The 17,707-nt window shown below is 43.2% G+C and carries 13 protein-coding genes and 1 pseudogene; 6 read left to right on the top strand and 8 right to left on the bottom strand.

The window, feature by feature from the left end; genetic code table 11:
• The first annotated feature begins 31 nt into the window (after window positions 1-31).
• Window positions 32-1,126, top strand: coding sequence for a substrate-binding domain-containing protein (locus BCU34_RS20880; RefSeq protein ID WP_102431209.1), 1,095 nt, complete (start codon window positions 32-34; stop codon window positions 1,124-1,126).
• A gap of 123 nt (window positions 1,127-1,249) precedes the next feature.
• On the opposite strand, the gene BCU34_RS20875 is transcribed toward BCU34_RS20880, so the two are convergent.
• Together BCU34_RS20875 and BCU34_RS20870 are read right to left on the bottom strand one after the other, a co-directional pair.
• The gene (locus BCU34_RS20875; protein ID WP_102478782.1) at window positions 1,250-2,932 is read right to left on the bottom strand and encodes an alkaline phosphatase family protein; all 1,683 of its coding nucleotides are present in this window, start codon (window positions 2,930-2,932) and stop codon (window positions 1,250-1,252) included.
• 80 nt (window positions 2,933-3,012) lie between these two features.
• The gene (locus BCU34_RS20870) at window positions 3,013-3,801 is read right to left on the bottom strand and encodes a formylglycine-generating enzyme family protein (protein ID WP_102478781.1); all 789 of its coding nucleotides are present in this window, start codon (window positions 3,799-3,801) and stop codon (window positions 3,013-3,015) included.
• Between the two features lie 137 nt (window positions 3,802-3,938).
• On the opposite strand from BCU34_RS20870, the gene BCU34_RS20865 reads away from it, so the two are divergent.
• Complete coding sequence (locus tag BCU34_RS20865; protein ID WP_102478780.1) at window positions 3,939-5,270, top strand: anaerobic sulfatase maturase; 1,332 nt, start codon at window positions 3,939-3,941, stop codon at window positions 5,268-5,270.
• 93 nt (window positions 5,271-5,363) lie between these two features.
• Window positions 5,364-6,422, top strand: a complete 1,059-nt coding sequence (locus tag BCU34_RS20860) for a hypothetical protein (RefSeq protein WP_102478779.1) — start codon at window positions 5,364-5,366, stop codon at window positions 6,420-6,422.
• 227 nt (window positions 6,423-6,649) lie between these two features.
• Here BCU34_RS20860 and BCU34_RS20855 read toward each other — a convergent pair.
• A pseudogene (locus BCU34_RS20855) lies at window positions 6,650-6,826 on the bottom strand (gamma-glutamyltransferase); the annotation flags it as partial.
• Between the two features lie 621 nt (window positions 6,827-7,447).
• Here BCU34_RS20855 and BCU34_RS20850 point away from each other — a divergent pair.
• The 3 genes from BCU34_RS20850 (at window position 7,448) to BCU34_RS20840 (ending at window position 10,589) form a co-directional block, all read left to right on the top strand.
• Window positions 7,448-8,914, top strand: a complete 1,467-nt coding sequence (locus tag BCU34_RS20850; protein ID WP_102478290.1) for a methyl-accepting chemotaxis protein — start codon at window positions 7,448-7,450, stop codon at window positions 8,912-8,914.
• 118 nt (window positions 8,915-9,032) lie between these two features.
• Window positions 9,033-10,169 carry an outer membrane protein gene (locus BCU34_RS20845; protein ID WP_102478289.1) on the top strand — a complete coding sequence of 379 codons (1,137 nt, stop codon included), beginning with the start codon at window positions 9,033-9,035 and terminating at the stop codon, window positions 10,167-10,169.
• Window positions 10,170-10,178: 9 nt separating this feature from the next.
• A complete protein-coding gene (locus BCU34_RS20840; RefSeq protein ID WP_102286177.1) occupies window positions 10,179-10,589 on the top strand; it encodes a phosphate ABC transporter substrate-binding protein in 411 nt (136 codons plus the stop codon).
• Window positions 10,590-10,673: 84 nt separating this feature from the next.
• Here the strand turns inward: BCU34_RS20840 and BCU34_RS20835 are convergent, their stop codons facing one another.
• The 5 genes from BCU34_RS20835 to BCU34_RS20815 form a co-directional block, all read right to left on the bottom strand.
• Window positions 10,674-11,765, bottom strand: coding sequence for a sulfate ABC transporter permease (locus BCU34_RS20835; RefSeq protein WP_102478288.1), 1,092 nt, complete (start codon window positions 11,763-11,765; stop codon window positions 10,674-10,676).
• A gap of 1 nt (window position 11,766) precedes the next feature.
• Complete coding sequence (locus BCU34_RS20830) at window positions 11,767-12,243, bottom strand: hypothetical protein (RefSeq protein ID WP_102432439.1); 477 nt, start codon at window positions 12,241-12,243, stop codon at window positions 11,767-11,769.
• A 9-nt stretch (window positions 12,244-12,252) separates the two neighbouring features.
• Window positions 12,253-15,456 (bottom strand): response regulator, encoded by a 3,204-nt coding sequence (locus BCU34_RS20825; protein WP_102478287.1) that lies wholly within the window; start codon window positions 15,454-15,456, stop codon window positions 12,253-12,255.
• A gap of 201 nt (window positions 15,457-15,657) precedes the next feature.
• The gene (locus tag BCU34_RS20820) at window positions 15,658-15,990 is read right to left on the bottom strand and encodes an Hpt domain-containing protein (RefSeq protein ID WP_017082339.1); all 333 of its coding nucleotides are present in this window, start codon (window positions 15,988-15,990) and stop codon (window positions 15,658-15,660) included.
• On the bottom strand, window positions 15,984-17,573 hold the full coding sequence (locus BCU34_RS20815) for a response regulator (protein WP_102478286.1): 1,590 nt from the start codon (window positions 17,571-17,573) through the stop codon (window positions 15,984-15,986). Before BCU34_RS20815 ends, BCU34_RS20820 begins: the two co-directional genes overlap by 7 nt.
• Window positions 17,574-17,707 lie beyond the last annotated feature (134 nt).

Raw genomic sequence — 17,707 nt, 5'->3', positions numbered from 1 at the left:
TTAATAAACATTCAAACATTTGGTAACAGTTATGCCGGGTCAAATTTATAAAAACGTATTACCAGCCCTACTGACAGCTTGTTTTATCCTTCCTTTTGACGTATACGCTGATGGGGTAAGGTCGGACTCAGATGTAAAGAAACTCGAAAAATTTCAAGAGACTGTGAGTGGCGAGCCGATTTCGTTAGCACCAATGTCGGTTGAGAAACCGGTCAGAATTGCCCTAATTTACCCAAGTGCAGATATTTCTGACTTTTGGAGACGAAATTACACTGCATTGAAGGAAAGGTTGATCGCTTTAGAGTTGCCATTCGAGATCAGCGAGTTTACCTCAAGACAAATTGAGCACTCTTTGCAGACTCAATATACGGATCAAGTGTTGAATGCTGACACACCTTATGACTTCGTGATTTTTGGCCCTTCTGAACTGGGAATACAAGCTCAGAACATTCAAAAGCTATCGGCTTCTACAGAATTCAAAACCTTTATTTGGGCATTTCACACGCCAAATGAACAATGGAAACATCAACCAGACAGTTGGTTTGACTTCTCAAGTGCAATGGGCGCGGAAGTGCTGTGTGACCATGTGGTGCAAGAGTTGGGGAGTGAAGTCGAGTTCTCTGCCAATCGCGGGATCCCGGGAATCACGGACACTCAACGTTCACAAGGCTTCATTGATTGCGTGGAAGAGAAAGGTGACTGGTTAACGGTTTATGAGCATTTTGGGCAATATCAAAAAATAGGCGGCGCAGACGGGATCCGATTAGTGCTAGGTAACTTCCCTGAGGTGACCATGGTTCATAATGCCAATACGGCGATGACCATGGGGGCGGTCGATGCGTTAAACCAAGCTGATATGTTGTCTGAGATCTATGTAACGGGTTGGGGCGGCACAGCGATAGAGATCGAGAAGATTCGCTCTGATGAGTTAGATGCAACACCAATGCGCATGAGTGATGACCTTGGTGTAGCGACTGCTGAAGCGATCAAGTTTCATTTAGAAGAGAGAGAAGCTGAAGTTCCGCTGGTATATTTAGGTCGTATCACGGTTGTGCACAATAAGATGAATGACGACCAGTTGAACCAACTCACCAGAGAAGCGTTTCGTTACTCAGGAAAGAATTAAGCACGATTCAATCTATCCTGCATGATAAAAAGAGCCGCTTATTCAGTTTAATCAGAATAAGCGGCTCTTTTTTATGTTAGAGACTCTGTGAGCATGTTTGGTTCACAAACCTAATAATTGTGATTAGTCAGTAATCTCTTCTAGCACTTGCCCAATCGAACCACTTGGTTGAGTGATTCCGAGTTTGTTCGAAAGCGTCGGTGCAATATCGTATGGTGTGATTGGACGTGAAACCTTCTTAGCGTCCACATCATAACCTGCGAAAATCACTGGCACGTGCGTGTCGTATTTCCAAGGGGAACCATGAGTCGAGGCAATTTGCAGGCCTTCCATATCGTTAATGTAGCTACGCGGATCAAATACCACATACACATCGCCTGAACGAGCGGGGTGGTAGTTGTTTTTGATGAGCTGCATCACATGAGTGTCAGGGACTCGGTTTGCTGCAATATCACTGCTTGATACCGCAAACGCAACGCCTTTCACTTTGGCAATTTCACCAGCAATAGCTTCTTGTACCTTAGCCAGATCCAGTTTCTTCTGAGCGATTAAGTCGTGATTAAGATAGATATAAGGCTGAGCGTACAAACGAATTGCGTCTTTGGTTAAGCCAAAATCATCTTTTAATCGTTTCTCTACACCACTCGATAGTAGTGCGTCTTTGTCGAAGTACTGAGCTTGACTGAAACCTAGAGCATTTGCCGCAGGTGAAGATTCAGGAACACCGTGATCGGCAGACAAGACGATTAAGGTGTTCTCTAACCCAACTTGGTTGTCGACGGTTTTGAAAAGCTTAGCGAGAGTCTTATCAAGTCGGATAAGGTTGTCTTCTGTTTCTAGGCTTTCAGGGCCATAAAGGTGTACCACGTAGTCGTTTGATGAGAAACTCACTGACAGATAATCAGTCACGTCACCTTGACCAAGCTTCTCTTGCATCAACAAGGTGCTAGCGAAGTTTTCCGTGATCTCGTCACCAGCAGGACTCACGGTTAGCGTTGTGCTGTAGTACTTGTAGCTTGCCGGGCCGTATGGGTGAGGGAAAGTGCGTTGGAAATCACCGACTTTCACTTTGTGTTCGGTATCATTTTCTTGCAACGTGTATTTATCACGCGGTAATGAGAGCTCCCACTTTTGTTTGGAATACTGAGCAGCAATCGCTTTCTCGTTCCAGCGTGATACCCAGTCTGGATACTCGTCGTAGTAATAGTTACTCGTGACGAATTCAGATTGTGCTTTGGAGAACCAAAAGGCTTTACCACTGTGTCCTGCCAATGAGATAGCACCGCGGTCTTTCACTGATACGCCGAACACTTTTGATTTGCCACTATTGGAAATCGTCAGCTCGTCACCAAAAGTGGTGGCGAGTATTGGCTCCGGAGAACGACCGTCACCTTGCGCTGTCTTCTGTGTTGGGTCAATCTCGGTGGCTTTGTCGACACCCGCGCCAGAAGTCAGCATTTTGTAGTTGCCATCTTCTACGTTATACACCAAGCGTTCTTCGCTACGGTCATACCAAACGTTACCTACCATACCATGTACGCTAGGTGGAGCGCCTGTTGCAAGCGACACATGGCCAACAATGGTTTCTGTGTTGCCGTGTTGGTAGTTCGCATTGGTGTAATAAGTACCGTCATCCATTAAGTAGCGAAAGCCACCTTCACCAAAATTATGCTTGTATCGTTCAATGAGGTCAGCGCGTAGACCATCAACCGTGATTTGAAGGACAAGGTCTGGCTTTTCTGCAGCCGATGCAGGAAGAGCGCAGAGTAACGCGAGTGTAAGTCCTGAAAGCTTGGTGTATTGCATAGGGTTTCCTTATTCACTGTTGCCGTAGCGTTCTAACGTGTGGTCAGATTTTTAACGTTGAGATAGGGTTATTCACGTATCTAGTTCGTATCTTTAACCAACCGCAGTCCCATGTCCGACATGGTGATGGATTGGCTTGCGAAATCACGACGGTAACTTTCCGATTCATTTTCGTCATAAGCAAAACTGCCACCGCGAACAGACTTGTGCGATAAGCCTACGTCGCTGTGTTTAGCGTTATTTGGATTGTCTGTTGGCCCGAATCTGTAGAAGGTGTCATCGAAGGCATCAATGACAAATTCACCAACGTTTCCTGTCATGTCATATAAGCCTAGTTCATTTGGCTTTTTTAACCCTACAGGATGCGCGCTATTTTTCGAATTTGCTGAGTACCACGCAACATCATCTAAGTTGTTGGAACCACTGTAAGTATAGCCTTTGCTTTTGTTGCCACCCTTCGCTGCAAATTCCCATTCCGCTTCAGTCGGTAGGCGGTATTCTTCACCCGTTAATTCATTCAACTGCTCAACGAAATAGTTCGCTTGTTGCCAGCTAAGGTTATTGACCGGAACTTGTGGGTTTTGGAAATAACTGAGAGATGAACCCATCACCGATTCAAACAATTCTTGAGTCACCTCAAACTTCGCAATGTAGAAACTATCTACAGTTACTTCACGGGCTGGTCGTTCTGCTTTGGTCGCTTCCGGTTTGTTTGAACCCATGGTGAATGTTCCGCCTTCAACCAACACCATCTCTTGGTCAATTTTTTGAGCGATAGGGTGTGTAGGCACGCTTGCACAGCCGCTTAGGAAAATAGTCATGGTGACGCCGCTAACTGCTGCTAAATGTTTGTAATTGATAAATTTCATCACGTGCCTCAAATGTTCGAAATAGGGTGTGATTCTAACGTTTTTGGTCATTCCTATTGGTTATAAAGGGTATAACATGCCACTGACTTAATTCGGAATTATGATGGGAACAAGACACTAAGATAGGTAGGTAAATCATGCACATTACTCAAGGTCCACAATATAACGGTAAAGCGTCTAAGCGCCTGCATGTTATGGCTAAGCCGATTGGCGCAGCGTGCAACATTGACTGTAAATATTGTTATTACCTAAGTAAGCAAGATTTGTTGGAGTACAAGAAAGGCAGTTCTCCAAGAATGGATGATGAGACGCTAGAGACTTACATCCGACAATACATCGAAGGTCAAAATACGCCTGAAATTATCTTCTCATGGCAGGGCGGCGAACCGACTATGTTAGGTTTGGCTTATTTTGAGCGTGTGGTTGAGCTACAGAAAAAGTATCAGCCTGAAGGTGTGTTAATTTCAAATGACCTACAAACTAATGGCACATTATTGAATGACGATTGGGGTCGATTCTTAGCAAAGAACAACTTCCTGATCGGTTTAAGTATTGATGGCCCTGAAATGCTGCACAACGCTTACCGTACCAACCGCGCGGGTCGTGGCACATTCAAACAAGTGATGGCTGCTGTCGAGCTGTTGCACAAACACCAAGTTAAATTCGCAACGCTAACCTGTGTGAATAACCTGACCAGTCAAAACGCCTTAGAAGTGTATCGCTTCTTACGTGACGTGGTGAAGTCTCCACAAATGCAGTTTATTCCTATCGTAGAACAGAAAACCTTTAGAACCGTTGCGCCGCAAACCTCTCAAGCTAGTGAGCAACTCAAGCAAGGTGACAAGCGTCTTATCCCGGGTCATAAAGATTCGATCATGGAATCATGGTGTGTATCGGACTTAGCGTGGGGCAACTTCCTGATTGCGGTGTTTGATGAGTGGGCGAAGCAAGACATCGGTAAAGTGTTTGTTCAATATTTTGAAGCGAGCTTAGAAACGTGGATTGGTCGCCCGAACCCGCTTTGTACCCTGAATGAGATTTGCGGTAAGGGCTTGGCGATGGAACCAAACGGCGATGTGTTCTCTTGTGACCACTATGTTTACCCTGAATATAAAATTGGCAACATCCATCACGAGAAGCTTGATGACCTAGCATACAGCGCACCACAACAAAAATTTGGTTTCGCTAAATCACGCACACTGACGAGCCAGTGTCAGCAATGTGACTACAAGTTTGCTTGTCATGGTGAATGCCCTAAAAACCGCTTTATCAAAACTCGTGCAGGTGAGCCGGGATTGAACTATTTATGCGCGGGCTGGCACAAGTTCTTTTCTCATGTTGATAAATCGATGGCGTATATCGCGCGTGCGATGAGACACCCCGTTGCTCATGGTAAGTACAGTGATTCTGTGATGATGGCGCGTCGAGCAGAACTGGCAAAACAAACGACGTTTGAGACAAAGTTTTAAGTCAAGTTCTAGGTTTAGAGTTATCGATCCTAACGAAATTTAATCAGATATGAGTCTAGGGACGGGCTAAGTTCTCCAACTTAAGGTAATACTATGATCAAGAAGAGTTTAGCGACAGCGGTTGCTTTATTGGTTGCAACGTCCGCATTGTTATCAACGTCAGCAATCGCAGCCAATGGCGTTCAACAAATCGTTGATGCACCAGCACAAAATATCAATCAAGTGCTTGAAATGACGGACACTCAAACCCGTATTCAACAGTTGTCTTACATGGCACAAGATCAAAACCAGTCTATCGAAAACCGTACTGGTGCGCTGCAAGAATTGGCAGCTTACCCAAGCCAAAACGCGTTGGTGGCTGTTGCTAGAGGCTTAAAAGATCAAAACCCTGAAGTCCGTGAGGCCGCGGTCATCGGTTCTGAACCTTACCAACTTGAGCATCGTTGGGCGTTGGTATCACCACTACTAAAAGACAGCGACACCATGGTTCGCCACACGGCAACATCGAATCTAATTCGCGACTTTAATGCCTTAGATGAACAACAAAAAGGACAAATCGAGCCACCAGTAAAAGAGCTTATCAGTTTCCTAGAGACGCAAGAATCAGAAAAGTACCAATTATTGTTTGCTGATGTACTTCGCTGGCACAACGAGTGGGATAAGGCAGAAACGGTTTATCTAGAACTCATCAAAACGCATCAAAAAGAGCCACAAGTTTGGTTAAGTTACGCTGATAATTTCCGAGCGCAGAAAAAAGACCAACAAGCGGTCGATGTATTGGATCGCGGCTTGAAACATGTACCCGACAACGCAGCTCTACATTACTCTAAATCATTAACTTTGGTTCGCCTTGAAGACAAGAGCGCAGCGGCCAATGAGATTGAAGTAGCAGCTAAGTTAGCTAAAGACAACAGCTACTACTGGTACCTCAATGGGGTGTTACAAGAAGATTTAGACATCGATAAATCGACAAAGTCATTCGAAAAAGCGTATCTGATATCGGGGTCTCCAGAGCAGTTGTACGCCGTCTGTGACATTTACGTACGCTACGGCAATGAGAAAACAGACGAATGCTTAGTAGAGCTTGCGAAAGTGGCGCCGGGTTATGTGATTGATCAGCTAAAAGAGAAACGAGTAGAGCCAAACTCATAATATTTGAGTGAGTTGATAAACGGAAAGTAGTTATTGAAAAGCCAGTCGAATCATTCGATTGGCTTTTTTGTATTTGGAGTTCTGTTTGAAATGTATCGTTAGAACAAGACACAAGCAAGAGACTTCAAAATGGGTGAGCTTAGCAGCTCACCCTCATTAATTTATTCGCCCATTGAGCTGGATGCACGACGACGGTCTGTTGCACCGTAGATGTTGCCACCTTTGACTTCAATGGCGTTACCACCTTGCTTGAGTATCGAATACCCAGTGCTGCTTACGTATGGGTTTGTCGCACTTACCATAAACTTCTCGCCACTTTCGTCGGGCGTTATTGGAAAAGGGTTTGGTTCAGCCGCGAAACCGACCGCTGAAACCAAGCTTAAAGATAAAGTCGCTATTCGCATGCGTTCTCCGTTTAAGGTATCTGTTTATTCGCTCTAAGGTTGACCGAATAAAAAAGAGGAAGCTCTGTAGCCTGTTGCCTTCTTACACGATACTGACGATGTTGACAGAGTTACTAAATTGTAGGGCATATGGAGAATTTAATTACTGGGGTGATCGTTTGAATCAGCGTTTTTATATTTTTCAACTCGACACAAAGCCTATGGATTACAAGCATCCCCAAATAGGGTGCGAGTAATGCTCCTAATAAACATTAAGTTTTAAACAGGTTATTAAGTTTGAAGTTGAGTTGTATTTGATAAAGTTAAAAATTAAAACTCATGATTTATATGGTTATTTTTTTATTGCTACAATCTATAAACAATATTTACATATTTATCACTATTTTCATATTGACCGATTGAATAACTGGTCAGATCTGTTATTGTTCGGAAAAATAATAGTGCGGTTTGTCATACTGTTTAGCAAGGAAGCTTATGTTTACACTATCGATTAAGAATCGAATTTTGGCGCTATGTTTAGTGTCGTTAGTCGGGGTTATTAGTATTCTATTTGTCGGTGGGGATACGCTCACTAGCAATACCAAGCAGGTTAATAGAATTGACCAAGTCACTTATCCCGTCATGAATTCTGCTTCGCTAAATAGTGTTTTGATCTCTCAATTAGCAGAGCGCTTTAATTTAGCGGTCATTCTTGGTGATGAAGAGATCTTGGAGATGAATAAGCAAACGCTTACTGCGATTCAAAGTAACTTCAATATTCAAATTTCATTGGACCCGTCTTTACAAGGTTCGTCAGCACTTCTACAAAATCAAACCAATCAATATTTCGATCTGGCTTATCGTATCGCGCAAGGCATGATTGACGAAGAGATTAGTCTTAGTGAGGCGGGTCGTCTCGCAAAGCAAAGCACTGCAATCTTAGAAGAGCTCACTACGGGGATGAGTGAGTTTTCGTCGGCTCGTCAGTCAGAGTTTGAGAACGCAGTACAAGAGTTAGAATCAAATAACAAAACAGCTAACCAAATCATGAGTATTTCAGGTGCATTAGCCATGCTTGCAATGTGTATCTTTGGATGGTTCGTGGTGAAAGGAATACGCAAAGATTTAGCAAATATCAGTGACAAAATGCGCGATATTGCGGAAGGGGATGGTGATTTAACGGTTCGCTTACAACACGAGAAAAACGACGAACTAAAACCACTCGTTGAATCATTCAATAGTTTTGTTTCTCATCTACAACAAAATGTAACGCATACAATCGAGAACGTCACTCAATTGGACACTATTTCTAGCGCTTTGGTGAGCTCTAGTCAGGTCACGAACGAACTTTCGACCAAACAACATCTTTCTATTGAAGAAGTATCTAGCTCATTAAATCAGTTGTTTGTTGCTGCTAGAGAGATTGCGACCAACGCGAATGATGCTTCGACTTCAGCTTCGAGTGCCAGTGAGCAGGCGACTCTAGGAGAGCAGCAGGTTAAAAGTACCATTTTAGCCGTGCAAGAACTGACGCACGATGTAGGTAATGCTTCACAAGTGGTTAAGCAGTTGAATGACAATACTCAAAGTGCCGGCTCTATCTTAGAGGCGATCAGCGCTATTGCTGAACAGACTAATTTACTCGCGCTTAATGCTGCAATTGAAGCGGCGCGCGCGGGTGAACAAGGTCGTGGCTTTGCTGTGGTTGCTGATGAAGTTAGAACGTTAGCATCAAGAACACAAACGTCGACACAAGAAATCCAATCTGTACTTTTACAGCTACAAGAACAAGCAAAAACAGCCTCTACAATCATTTCGGATAGTGTGACGAAAGCTGAAACCTGCGTAGAAAAGTCACTTGTTGCTGAAAATTCACTACAAAAAATCACTTCTGAGATCACTGAAATCAGTCAGCGAAACGAAAGTATTGCCGCTGCAACTGAAGAGCAGGAGCAAACCTCAACTCGTATAGAAACTTTTGTCGAAGAAATTAGAAAAATGGCAGAAGGTACAAGCAACAGTGTTAAACAAGTCGACGCAGTTGCCCAAAATATTCAAGAAGTTACTCGTAACATATCAACATTAACTGGCCATTTTAAGGTGAGTTAAGCCCCCTAGAATCATTCCTTCTCTCTTTCTGGCTATGCCTCAAGGAGGGCGGGAGTATGCCCAAAATTTGGGTTAATTACATAAAAACAAGAAACAACATAACAAATTGGAGTTAGTTATGAAGAAGACAGTGGTTGCTGCCCTAGTAAGTATGGCGTTTGGAGCAAATGCTGCAAATATGGATAACCTTCGTATTAGTGGATTTGGTTCTGTAGGTATCGGTAAGTCAGATAACGCAATCGGTTATGCTGGCTACACGGACGAAAAATTGGATTGGGAGCAAGAAACACTAGCGGGCTTGCAGTTTGATTTTCAAGTTAACGAGCGAGCGAAGTTTGTGACCCAAATTGTTGCAAACAGTCGTTATGACTATGAACCAAAAATTGAAATGGCTTACGCCTCTTATGATTTTGATTCATTTACCGCTCGTGCAGGTAAGCTGCGTTTACCTCTGTTTTTCTACTCTGACTACACCGATCTTGGTTACGCATATCCTATGATCAGACCCTCTCAAGAATTGTATGAAAACATTGTTTTGAAGGGTTACACGGGTGCTGATTTATTGATTCCAATTGAGCTTGAAGACTCAAGCATTCTTCTTCAGCCAGTAGTGGGTATTGGCACTATTGATGAAGATGACTCAATTGTGGGTGAAGTGAAACTGGATAAATTATTCGGTATCAGTGCTAACTGGAACGTAGATGACTTTACCTTCCGTGGTTCATATTTTGTTGCTGAATCTAACCCATCTTGTGATTTCCAAAGTTCACAAGATCCGTACTGTCAGCTAGGCGCATTGCTAGATGGCCAAGATGGCCAGTTTATCTCACTTGGTGCTCAATATGACAATGGTGATCTTTTGGTTAACGTAGAAGCTGCAGACGTCCAATTGGAAGGGCAGTTTTACGACTATCAATCGGTGTCTGGCTTGGTCGGCTATCGAGTCAATGAATTTACACCTTACGTTTCTGTTGGTTGGGTTGAAACTACTGATAACGAAGTTCGTGAAAATATGACAAGCACAGCCATCAAAGAGTCGATGAATTACGAGCGCCTTTCTTACTCTGTCGGTAGCCGCTGGGATTTTGCCAAGAATATGTCTTTGAAAGCAGATGTCACTTATGTGGATTACCGAGATACAAGCGGTGGCTTCCAAAGTAATGTTGAGACAACGGTGGATCCAAGAGTTGCGACTGGTAACTACCTTGAAGACAGCTCTATTGTTTATTCAGCACGTCTTGATTTCGTATTCTAAGGAGGCAACATGAAAAGTTTACTGACAGCAATAACTATAGCGGTTCTTTCATTTAATGCTTCTGCAGGAATGGTCGTTATTGGTAACAATGCAGGTGTTGATTCATTATCAAAATCTGATGTTAAAAAACTCTTTATGGGTAAAAAGAGCAAACTATCAAATGGAACGAAAGCACAAATTGTCGAACTGGCTGATGGTTCTGAGGGGCGACTCGCCTTTCACGAGGTAGCGACAGGGCGCAGTGAATCACAGCTTCAATCAGCTTGGTCACGACTGGTCTTTACAGGTAAAGCCGAAGCTCCTATTCAGGTCGCTGACTATAGTGCCGCAATTACAACGGTAGCTTCTAAAACTAACGCTATCGGATATGTTGATGAAACGGCAGTGACAGGTGACGTGAAGGTTCTCTTTAAATACTGATCCGTTGTTACTTATTCATCATAAAAAAGCCCAAGATTACGTGAGTACCTTGGGCTTTGATTTGAATGACGATTGAATTCTAGGTTAGAAAACGAAACTCAACATGATGGTGTAAAGAACAGCGTCTTTATCATCAAAGCCTGTCTGGGCGTTAAAATCTTCAACAAAGGCACCATTTGTTTTACGAGCTTCAAAGTACTGCACCTCACCATTGATGGACACGTTAGGTAACACGTCGTAATCAACACCAATTAAATAGCTGTTACCTGTTAGATGTTCATTAGAGTCAAACTCTGCTCCGTAAACGACGTATGGAGTGAATAAATCTAGTCTATAGCCCAAACTAGCGTATATCGAGGACGAGAAGTCACTGATTTGTCCTTCACTTGCAAGCACCGCTTGACCTAATTCATACTCAGTACCTAACGACCAAAGTTGAATGTGTTGGTTGTCTTGTTTGCTACTGAATGGAGCTGTTATCGAAGTTCCAGGGATTGTAATCGTGCCAGAAACGGTTTGATCAAAATTGGAGTCGAGGAATGATAAGTTCCAACGATAGTTTTCACCGCTCAATTGAAGATTGGCACCGAACATTCGGTTGGTTTCAAATTCCAGCTCTGTACTCGAATTAAAGTCGACTTTGTTTTTGTCTTTTACACCGAAGAAAGGTGAGAGCAATAGCGTTGCTTCATCACTGACATCATGAGTCCAGCTCACTTTTATGCCGTTGAAAGCTGTGATTCCGAGAACGCTGTTATACACCTCTGTCGGTGGCCTTGCTGTCATATAGGCTTGGCCTACATAGTAGTACTCAGAGGCAAGGAATAGTGGCAGTCGCAATCGACCAACGCTTACATCAAAGTCATTAAATTCATAGCCTAAATAAGCCCACTCTAGCTGCGGTTCACTCCAGTCATATTGGGGTGGCTTGACAACTTGCACGGAAGCTTTGAATGAGTTGTAGAAGTAATCGAGTTGAACACCAAATGTGGTATCGCAGTCGTAACAGCTCTCATCAGTAAAACCGCGGTTGATGATCAATGGATTATCGTTATCCGATGTTGCCCAAGATGTTGAACCAAAACCACTTAAAGATAAATTATCGGTAAGTTCAATAATGGCAAAGGCCGGAGAGGCAATCGAAGCACATAGCACTAACGTAATTATTTTTTTCATATTATTTCTCCGAACTTATAACGTAGAGAATGTTTGCATTTTGAGGAACCGAAGAGAGTGGGGAGTAACCAATACGGTTTGGTTTTTCGTCTAGCCAGTCGACTAAACTGTCGGTTGAAGCCGTTTTGATTTCTCTTGGATAACGAGCTTTTCCTGAAAAAGATAAGCCAGCCCAGTGTGCGTTCATTTGAGCGGCGTTCTTCCCAAGTAGAAGCTGATAAAATGCCTCTCTTTCGGCGCTGTTTTCAGGCCAATCAGAGAGTTCTACACGCTTGCCGTTGAGACGTTTGGTTTTACCTCGATATAGCTTTCTCGCTTTGTTGATTGATATCTCTTCAAACCCTGAGTCTAAAGAGAATATGGCGTATTCTTCTGCAGCATGAGCGGGGCTGAGAAGAAGTAAGCTTCCAAACAACCCTACCACTGCTGGTAACAGCGCTCTGCTCGAGAGCGTTTTAATTGTTTTGATCCAATTCATTGGTTTCTCCTAACAAGTCGCACTTTCTATTTGGTGGAATAGTTTTTCTTTTCTTACGGGCTTCGCTACGTACCCATCCATTCCGGAATCAAAGCACTTTTGAATATCATCATCGATAACACTGGCGGTTAACGCGATAATAGGAGTCTTGCTTAAGCCTAGGTTTTTCTCGTGTTCTCGAATCTCCTTAGTGGCGGTGAAGCCATCCATCACCGGCATCATGCAGTCCATTAAAATAATGTCGAAACTGCTGTCATTCCGATACATATCAACGGCGATTTGCCCGTTGTCTGCAATTTCAAAGGCGTAACCGGCCTTTTTGAGCATGACTGAAGCAACTTTCTGGTTTACGCGATTGTCTTCAACCAAAAGGATCTTCTCAGATTTGCTTGGCACAAAGTTAGGCTCAGCTTGCTCTGGTAATGTTTTCTTGGCTGTTTGTGCACTATGAATAGGAGTAACGGTTGAACTTGTTGATGCTGCTGGCGCGTTATGTGTAACTGGCAGTGGCATTGCTTCTACAGCCGCAAGCACTTTCTCCTTCAACATCTCGAACTTGAATGGTTTTGGTACATAATCATCCATACCCACGTCGAAACACTTTTGAATATCGTCATCAATCACACTGGCGGTGAGGGCGATAATAGGGATGCGGCGCGTTGCGCCAGTTTCTTTTTCAAATCGTCGGATGTTGCTTGTTGCGTTGAAGCCATCCATTACTGGCATCATGCAATCCATGAGTATCGCAGCGTAATGAGGGTTGGCGGTGAACATGTCGATGGCCTCTTGACCATTATTCGCAAACTCGAATTCAAAACCACTTTTACCGACGTGGAGTCCAGCAATTTTTTGGTTGATCTTGTTGTCTTCGACGATGAGGATTTTGTGTTGGATGGTCGTAGTTTGTTGGTTGGCTTCTGACAATTCAGCTAAACCTTGCGTATCACAGAGCTCAACCGCTTTAATCAAACGTAATCCAAGTAGGGGCTGCGATACCTGAGCAGTAACGCTGTTACCGATGTCAGCTGGCTCACTTAAGAAAGAACGAATCAAACAGATAGTGATGCCGTTTTGGTGCAGCTTATCTAAATCAGTGGTGTAGTCATTGGCTTGGAACTCGTCATCTTCAGCAAAAATTACGGTGATTGGTTTATTGTGTTTTTGAGTTACGAGCTGTTGTGTGATCGTAGCTGTGTTACTCACTTGCTGAGTAACCTTCAAGCCGTAAAGGTTAAGATCCCATTCTATGCGTTTAGAGAGCATGTTCTCGTTACCTAGAACATATATGTCAGCTGTTGCTGTGCTTGGTTTCGGTAGCATAATATCGACGGGTAATTCTAAGTCGAAGTAGAAACAGCTGCCTTCGCCCTTGACGGAGTCGAGCTGAATCTGGCCACCCATCAGTTCAACCAACTGTGTGCTAATGGCTAGGCCAAGACCAGTACCTCCGAATTGACGTGTGGTTGAATCATCTTCTTGAGCAAAGGGTTCGAATATTTGTTTCTGTTGTTGTTTGTCGATCCCAATACCGGTGTCTCGTACAGCAAATCTAAGGGTGACACTATTTTCTGACTTGTCGAGTGTTTGAATTGATAGGGTGACACCGCCTTCTGCAGTAAACTTCACCGCATTAGACATGAAGTTCATTAGGACCTGTCTTAAGCGGTGATCGTCAATCATCACACGAGCAGGTGTGTCAGGGCTGATATCAACGTTGACTGAAATTTTTTGTTCTTTCGCTTTTGGCGCCACAATAGAGGCGATGTCGTATATCGATTCTCTAACGGATGCTGAGTGTGGACTGATCATTAGCATGCCAGATTCAATCTTAGAGAAGTCCAAGATGTCGTTGATTAGGCTCAGTAGCAGTTGGGACGAGGTCTCAATCGTATCAACATAATCGCGTTGGGTCGGTGTGAGAGGGGTGTCTGCAAGAATCTCAGAAATACCAATAACGCCATTGAGTGGGGTACGAATTTCATGAGACATATTAGCTAAGAAGCTACTTTTCGCTTTGCTGGCCTGTATTGCGTGATCTTTCGCTTGTTCGGCGTCCTCTTTGGCTCTCTCAGCGTCTTCTTTGGCTAGTGTTAGTTTCTCTTTAGCGAGCTCTCGCTCGATGGTCAATCGCTTAACTTGTTGAGCAAATAGGCTGAGCTCATCTTTACCCTGAATTAGTTTGTCTAAAGAAGGGCGCTGTTCAGCGTTTTCGCTTTTTAAGAAAGCCAACACCAAATTGAGGTTGTTGGTTACTTGTCTCGCTAAACTTAAGGTTAGCCCCATGACCATGGCTGCGAGCAGGGCAACGATGGAGATAAACAGTGTTCGTTGCACTTGCGCATCTGAGATCGCTTGCTCAACTTCTTGTTGGAACTCTTGCTTGATAACATTACCGAGGCTTTGTAATAAGCTGAGTCGAGCACTCATCGCCTCTAACCCAACAGAAACCTCTTGGGGTGTCAGTTGGCTAATGGCGTTTAGATCAAGCAGTGCGTTTCTGATCTCTTGGCTCTGAGCAAACACGTCGTTTCTAAATACCTCAACCATCAATGACACTTGATGTTCGTTGGCATTCAACGATACAAAGCGTTCTAGGAACAGTTGCTGTCTTTCACTCAAGGTTTCGATCTGTTCAGCAAGTTCTGGGTCGTACTCTTGGCTAGTTTGGAATATCTCAATCAGTGAAGTGCCCAGTTTGAACTCTTCGTTCGACCAGAACATCAACCATTCGAGTTGTTGTAATGCGGTGAGGTGTTGTTGAATTTCGCGCTTGGTATTTTCGAATGGGACTTTTTCTATCTCAAGGAGCAACTGCTTGTATAAATCACTCTGCCATTCAAGAGCGTCCAACTTATCGTAAGTGTCAGTCGCTTCCATCGTGGATAGGGTCGCTTCACTGAAGTCAGCCACCAGTTGATTCATATCATCCGAAGCGTCTAAAAAAATGATGGGTGACAGCGTTTTTAATTCTGCCTTTACTTGATTGCTTTGTGTCGCGAATTCTTCAGGGCTCGAAGCCAGAGTACTCCGATATAAGATCGAAATATCTTGCAAATACACAGATAACTGATTGGTTCGTTCAAAATCTGTTAACTGAGTCGTTAAAATATACGCTTGTCTGCCTGCTAGAAAGAGCAGTAGTGAAATGGGAAGTAGAACTAAGCCAAAGAGTTTATGTTTGACTGAAAGGTTATTCCAGACCGTAATCGCCATATAAGGATCCATCCAACTGTTTTTATATAAAAACAGTAGAATAAAAATGCGGATATGGAAACCTTGAAACGGTAAATTTAATGGAAGTGTGGGAGGGGTATAAGTTCTTGTGATTCTGTGGCTTACATGATGAATGTGACTCATTTCTGGCAAATTATATAGATGGCCAGTCGATTTGATTTTTCTATTATTGATGATTAATTAATAAGTGCTAAGAACCTCATCGATTTGCTGATTGATGATCTTCATTTCGCTGTAGATAACGGAAAGATCATCATCTTGTGGTGCAAGCTTGTTGAATGTGTTTTGTTCAACTCTTTCTAATGCAACAGTCGCCGTTTCTTCCCCAAAACTGGCTAGGATGCCTTTTAAGGTGTGCACGGTAAAATGAAGCTTGCCCCAATCCTGTTGTTGAACCAACTCTTCGATCTCTTGTAGCGAATTGCCATGGTCTTCTTGATATGTAGACAAAACGGCGTAAATGACTTCTCTGTCGTTGTCTAAGTAGGCGTTTAAAGCATCAAAGTCTAGCATGTGGACTCCTGTCGGCTGCATGTTGAAAATGGGCTAGGCGGCTTAGTGGAAAAACCATACCGTGATGAATCACTAATCCATTGGTTCCATTTTGGAGGAAGTTCTAATTGTAAGATTTCTTCTAAATAGTCGTTGCTAAGTTTCTCATCTATATGCGCTTTATTGACGGCATATATATAGTCAAGTTTGGCGGCAACTGAATATGGGTAACTGTGAATGTAGTCTTTTAATTCCTGGATCGAGCCAAAGTTTTCAATGTTTATACAAGTTGAAGGGTCGACATTTTTGGACTCAAGTTTGTGGCTTATTGCTTCTCCACGAGATTTTAGACATTCCACGGCTAAATGATAAAGAGAGTACTCACCAAAGTGGGCGAGCAGTGGTAATAGTTGAGCAAGCAAATAAGTTGGTTGGCTGTGGAAATTATTCGCTAACAGTGTCGAAGCTCGAATCACTTTTTTGTGGGCAACCTGAGGGCTATTTTCGATGAGCAATATGCTGCTCTGAAATAGGGCAAGGCTGGCCAAAACTTGCTGCTGTTGTTTTACCGGAAGTTTCAGGTTTACCAACTCTGTGAATTGGTTGGCGTGCTCAAGCAAAATACGTTTGTACTTTAGTTGCGTCTCGCGTTGGTAAGTTGCTTTTAACGAATTAAAGTGCGCACCAATGGAATGGATGACATCAATGTCAGCAGCTGAAATGTGGGTCGCATACATCTCACCTAACTTGATGATCATATGTGTGTTATCTGCGTTCTCAGCTAAGTCGATCGCCCTAATTGCACGATGGCTGATACTTGGTGTCATTTCAAATGCACGAATCGCCAATTTAAGAGCAGGCAGCAGCATCTTATGTTTTTCATAGATACAGCTTAAGCAATCAATAACGCTCAATGAGAGTGGCTGCGCTATCAGAAAATTGTGGAGCTTATCTATGGCTAAATTTGGCTTGCCTAAGCTGTCGAGAATTAGCGCTTCAGCCACTAATTTTGTTGGGTGCATGTTGGTTTTCGAGTTGTTAATGACGTTAGACAGCAACTGCCATTTCTTACCTGCAATTAAATGTTCAATCAATGTCGCTTCGAACTGGACACTGGTGCCATTAGGGGAGACCGCCAAAGCTTGAGCTAATCTCTCTTGAGAGGAGATTGGATATAAATCATTAAGTTGGGTGAGTTTCTTCGACACGGACACAGCACTTTGGATCTTTTTACCTAACCTCTGAGTATGAATCGGTTTAGATACGAAATGGTGTGCCTCACCTGAAAGGGCAGTTAATACCGTTTCTTGACGCATATCCCCAGAGAGCAAGATTGTCGCTACAGTGTGGTCTATTAGGCGATTTCGATACAGAATCCCCAAAAGCTCAAACCCAGTGAAGGATTGCTCTAAGTGATAATCGATGAGGAGTACATGAAAAGAGTGCGTTTCGACCGCTTTAATGGCTTGTCGATAGTCGGTCGCAATAAAGATGCAATCATGTGAAATGCCTAAGCTCGAGAGTTGCTGCTTTATAAGAATAGTTGCACTCTTGGAGTCGTCGACAATTAAAACTCGTAGGTCAGGTGGTAAGGTCAAATCCATTTTCCTCAATACCAAATGTTATTTTTAATTTAGGTGTTAGGTTGCACATTGTCAAGGTGCCTATATCACATACAAACACTCAATAAACTATTGGTAATTAAAACATTTATGAAAGCCTTCAAACACAGGTTACT

The organism is Vibrio sp. 10N.286.45.E10 (assembly GCF_002874195.2).
Taxonomy (GTDB): Bacteria; Pseudomonadota; Gammaproteobacteria; order Enterobacterales; family Vibrionaceae; genus Vibrio; species Vibrio crassostreae.
This window is presented reverse-complemented; position numbering and strand designations above follow the sequence as displayed.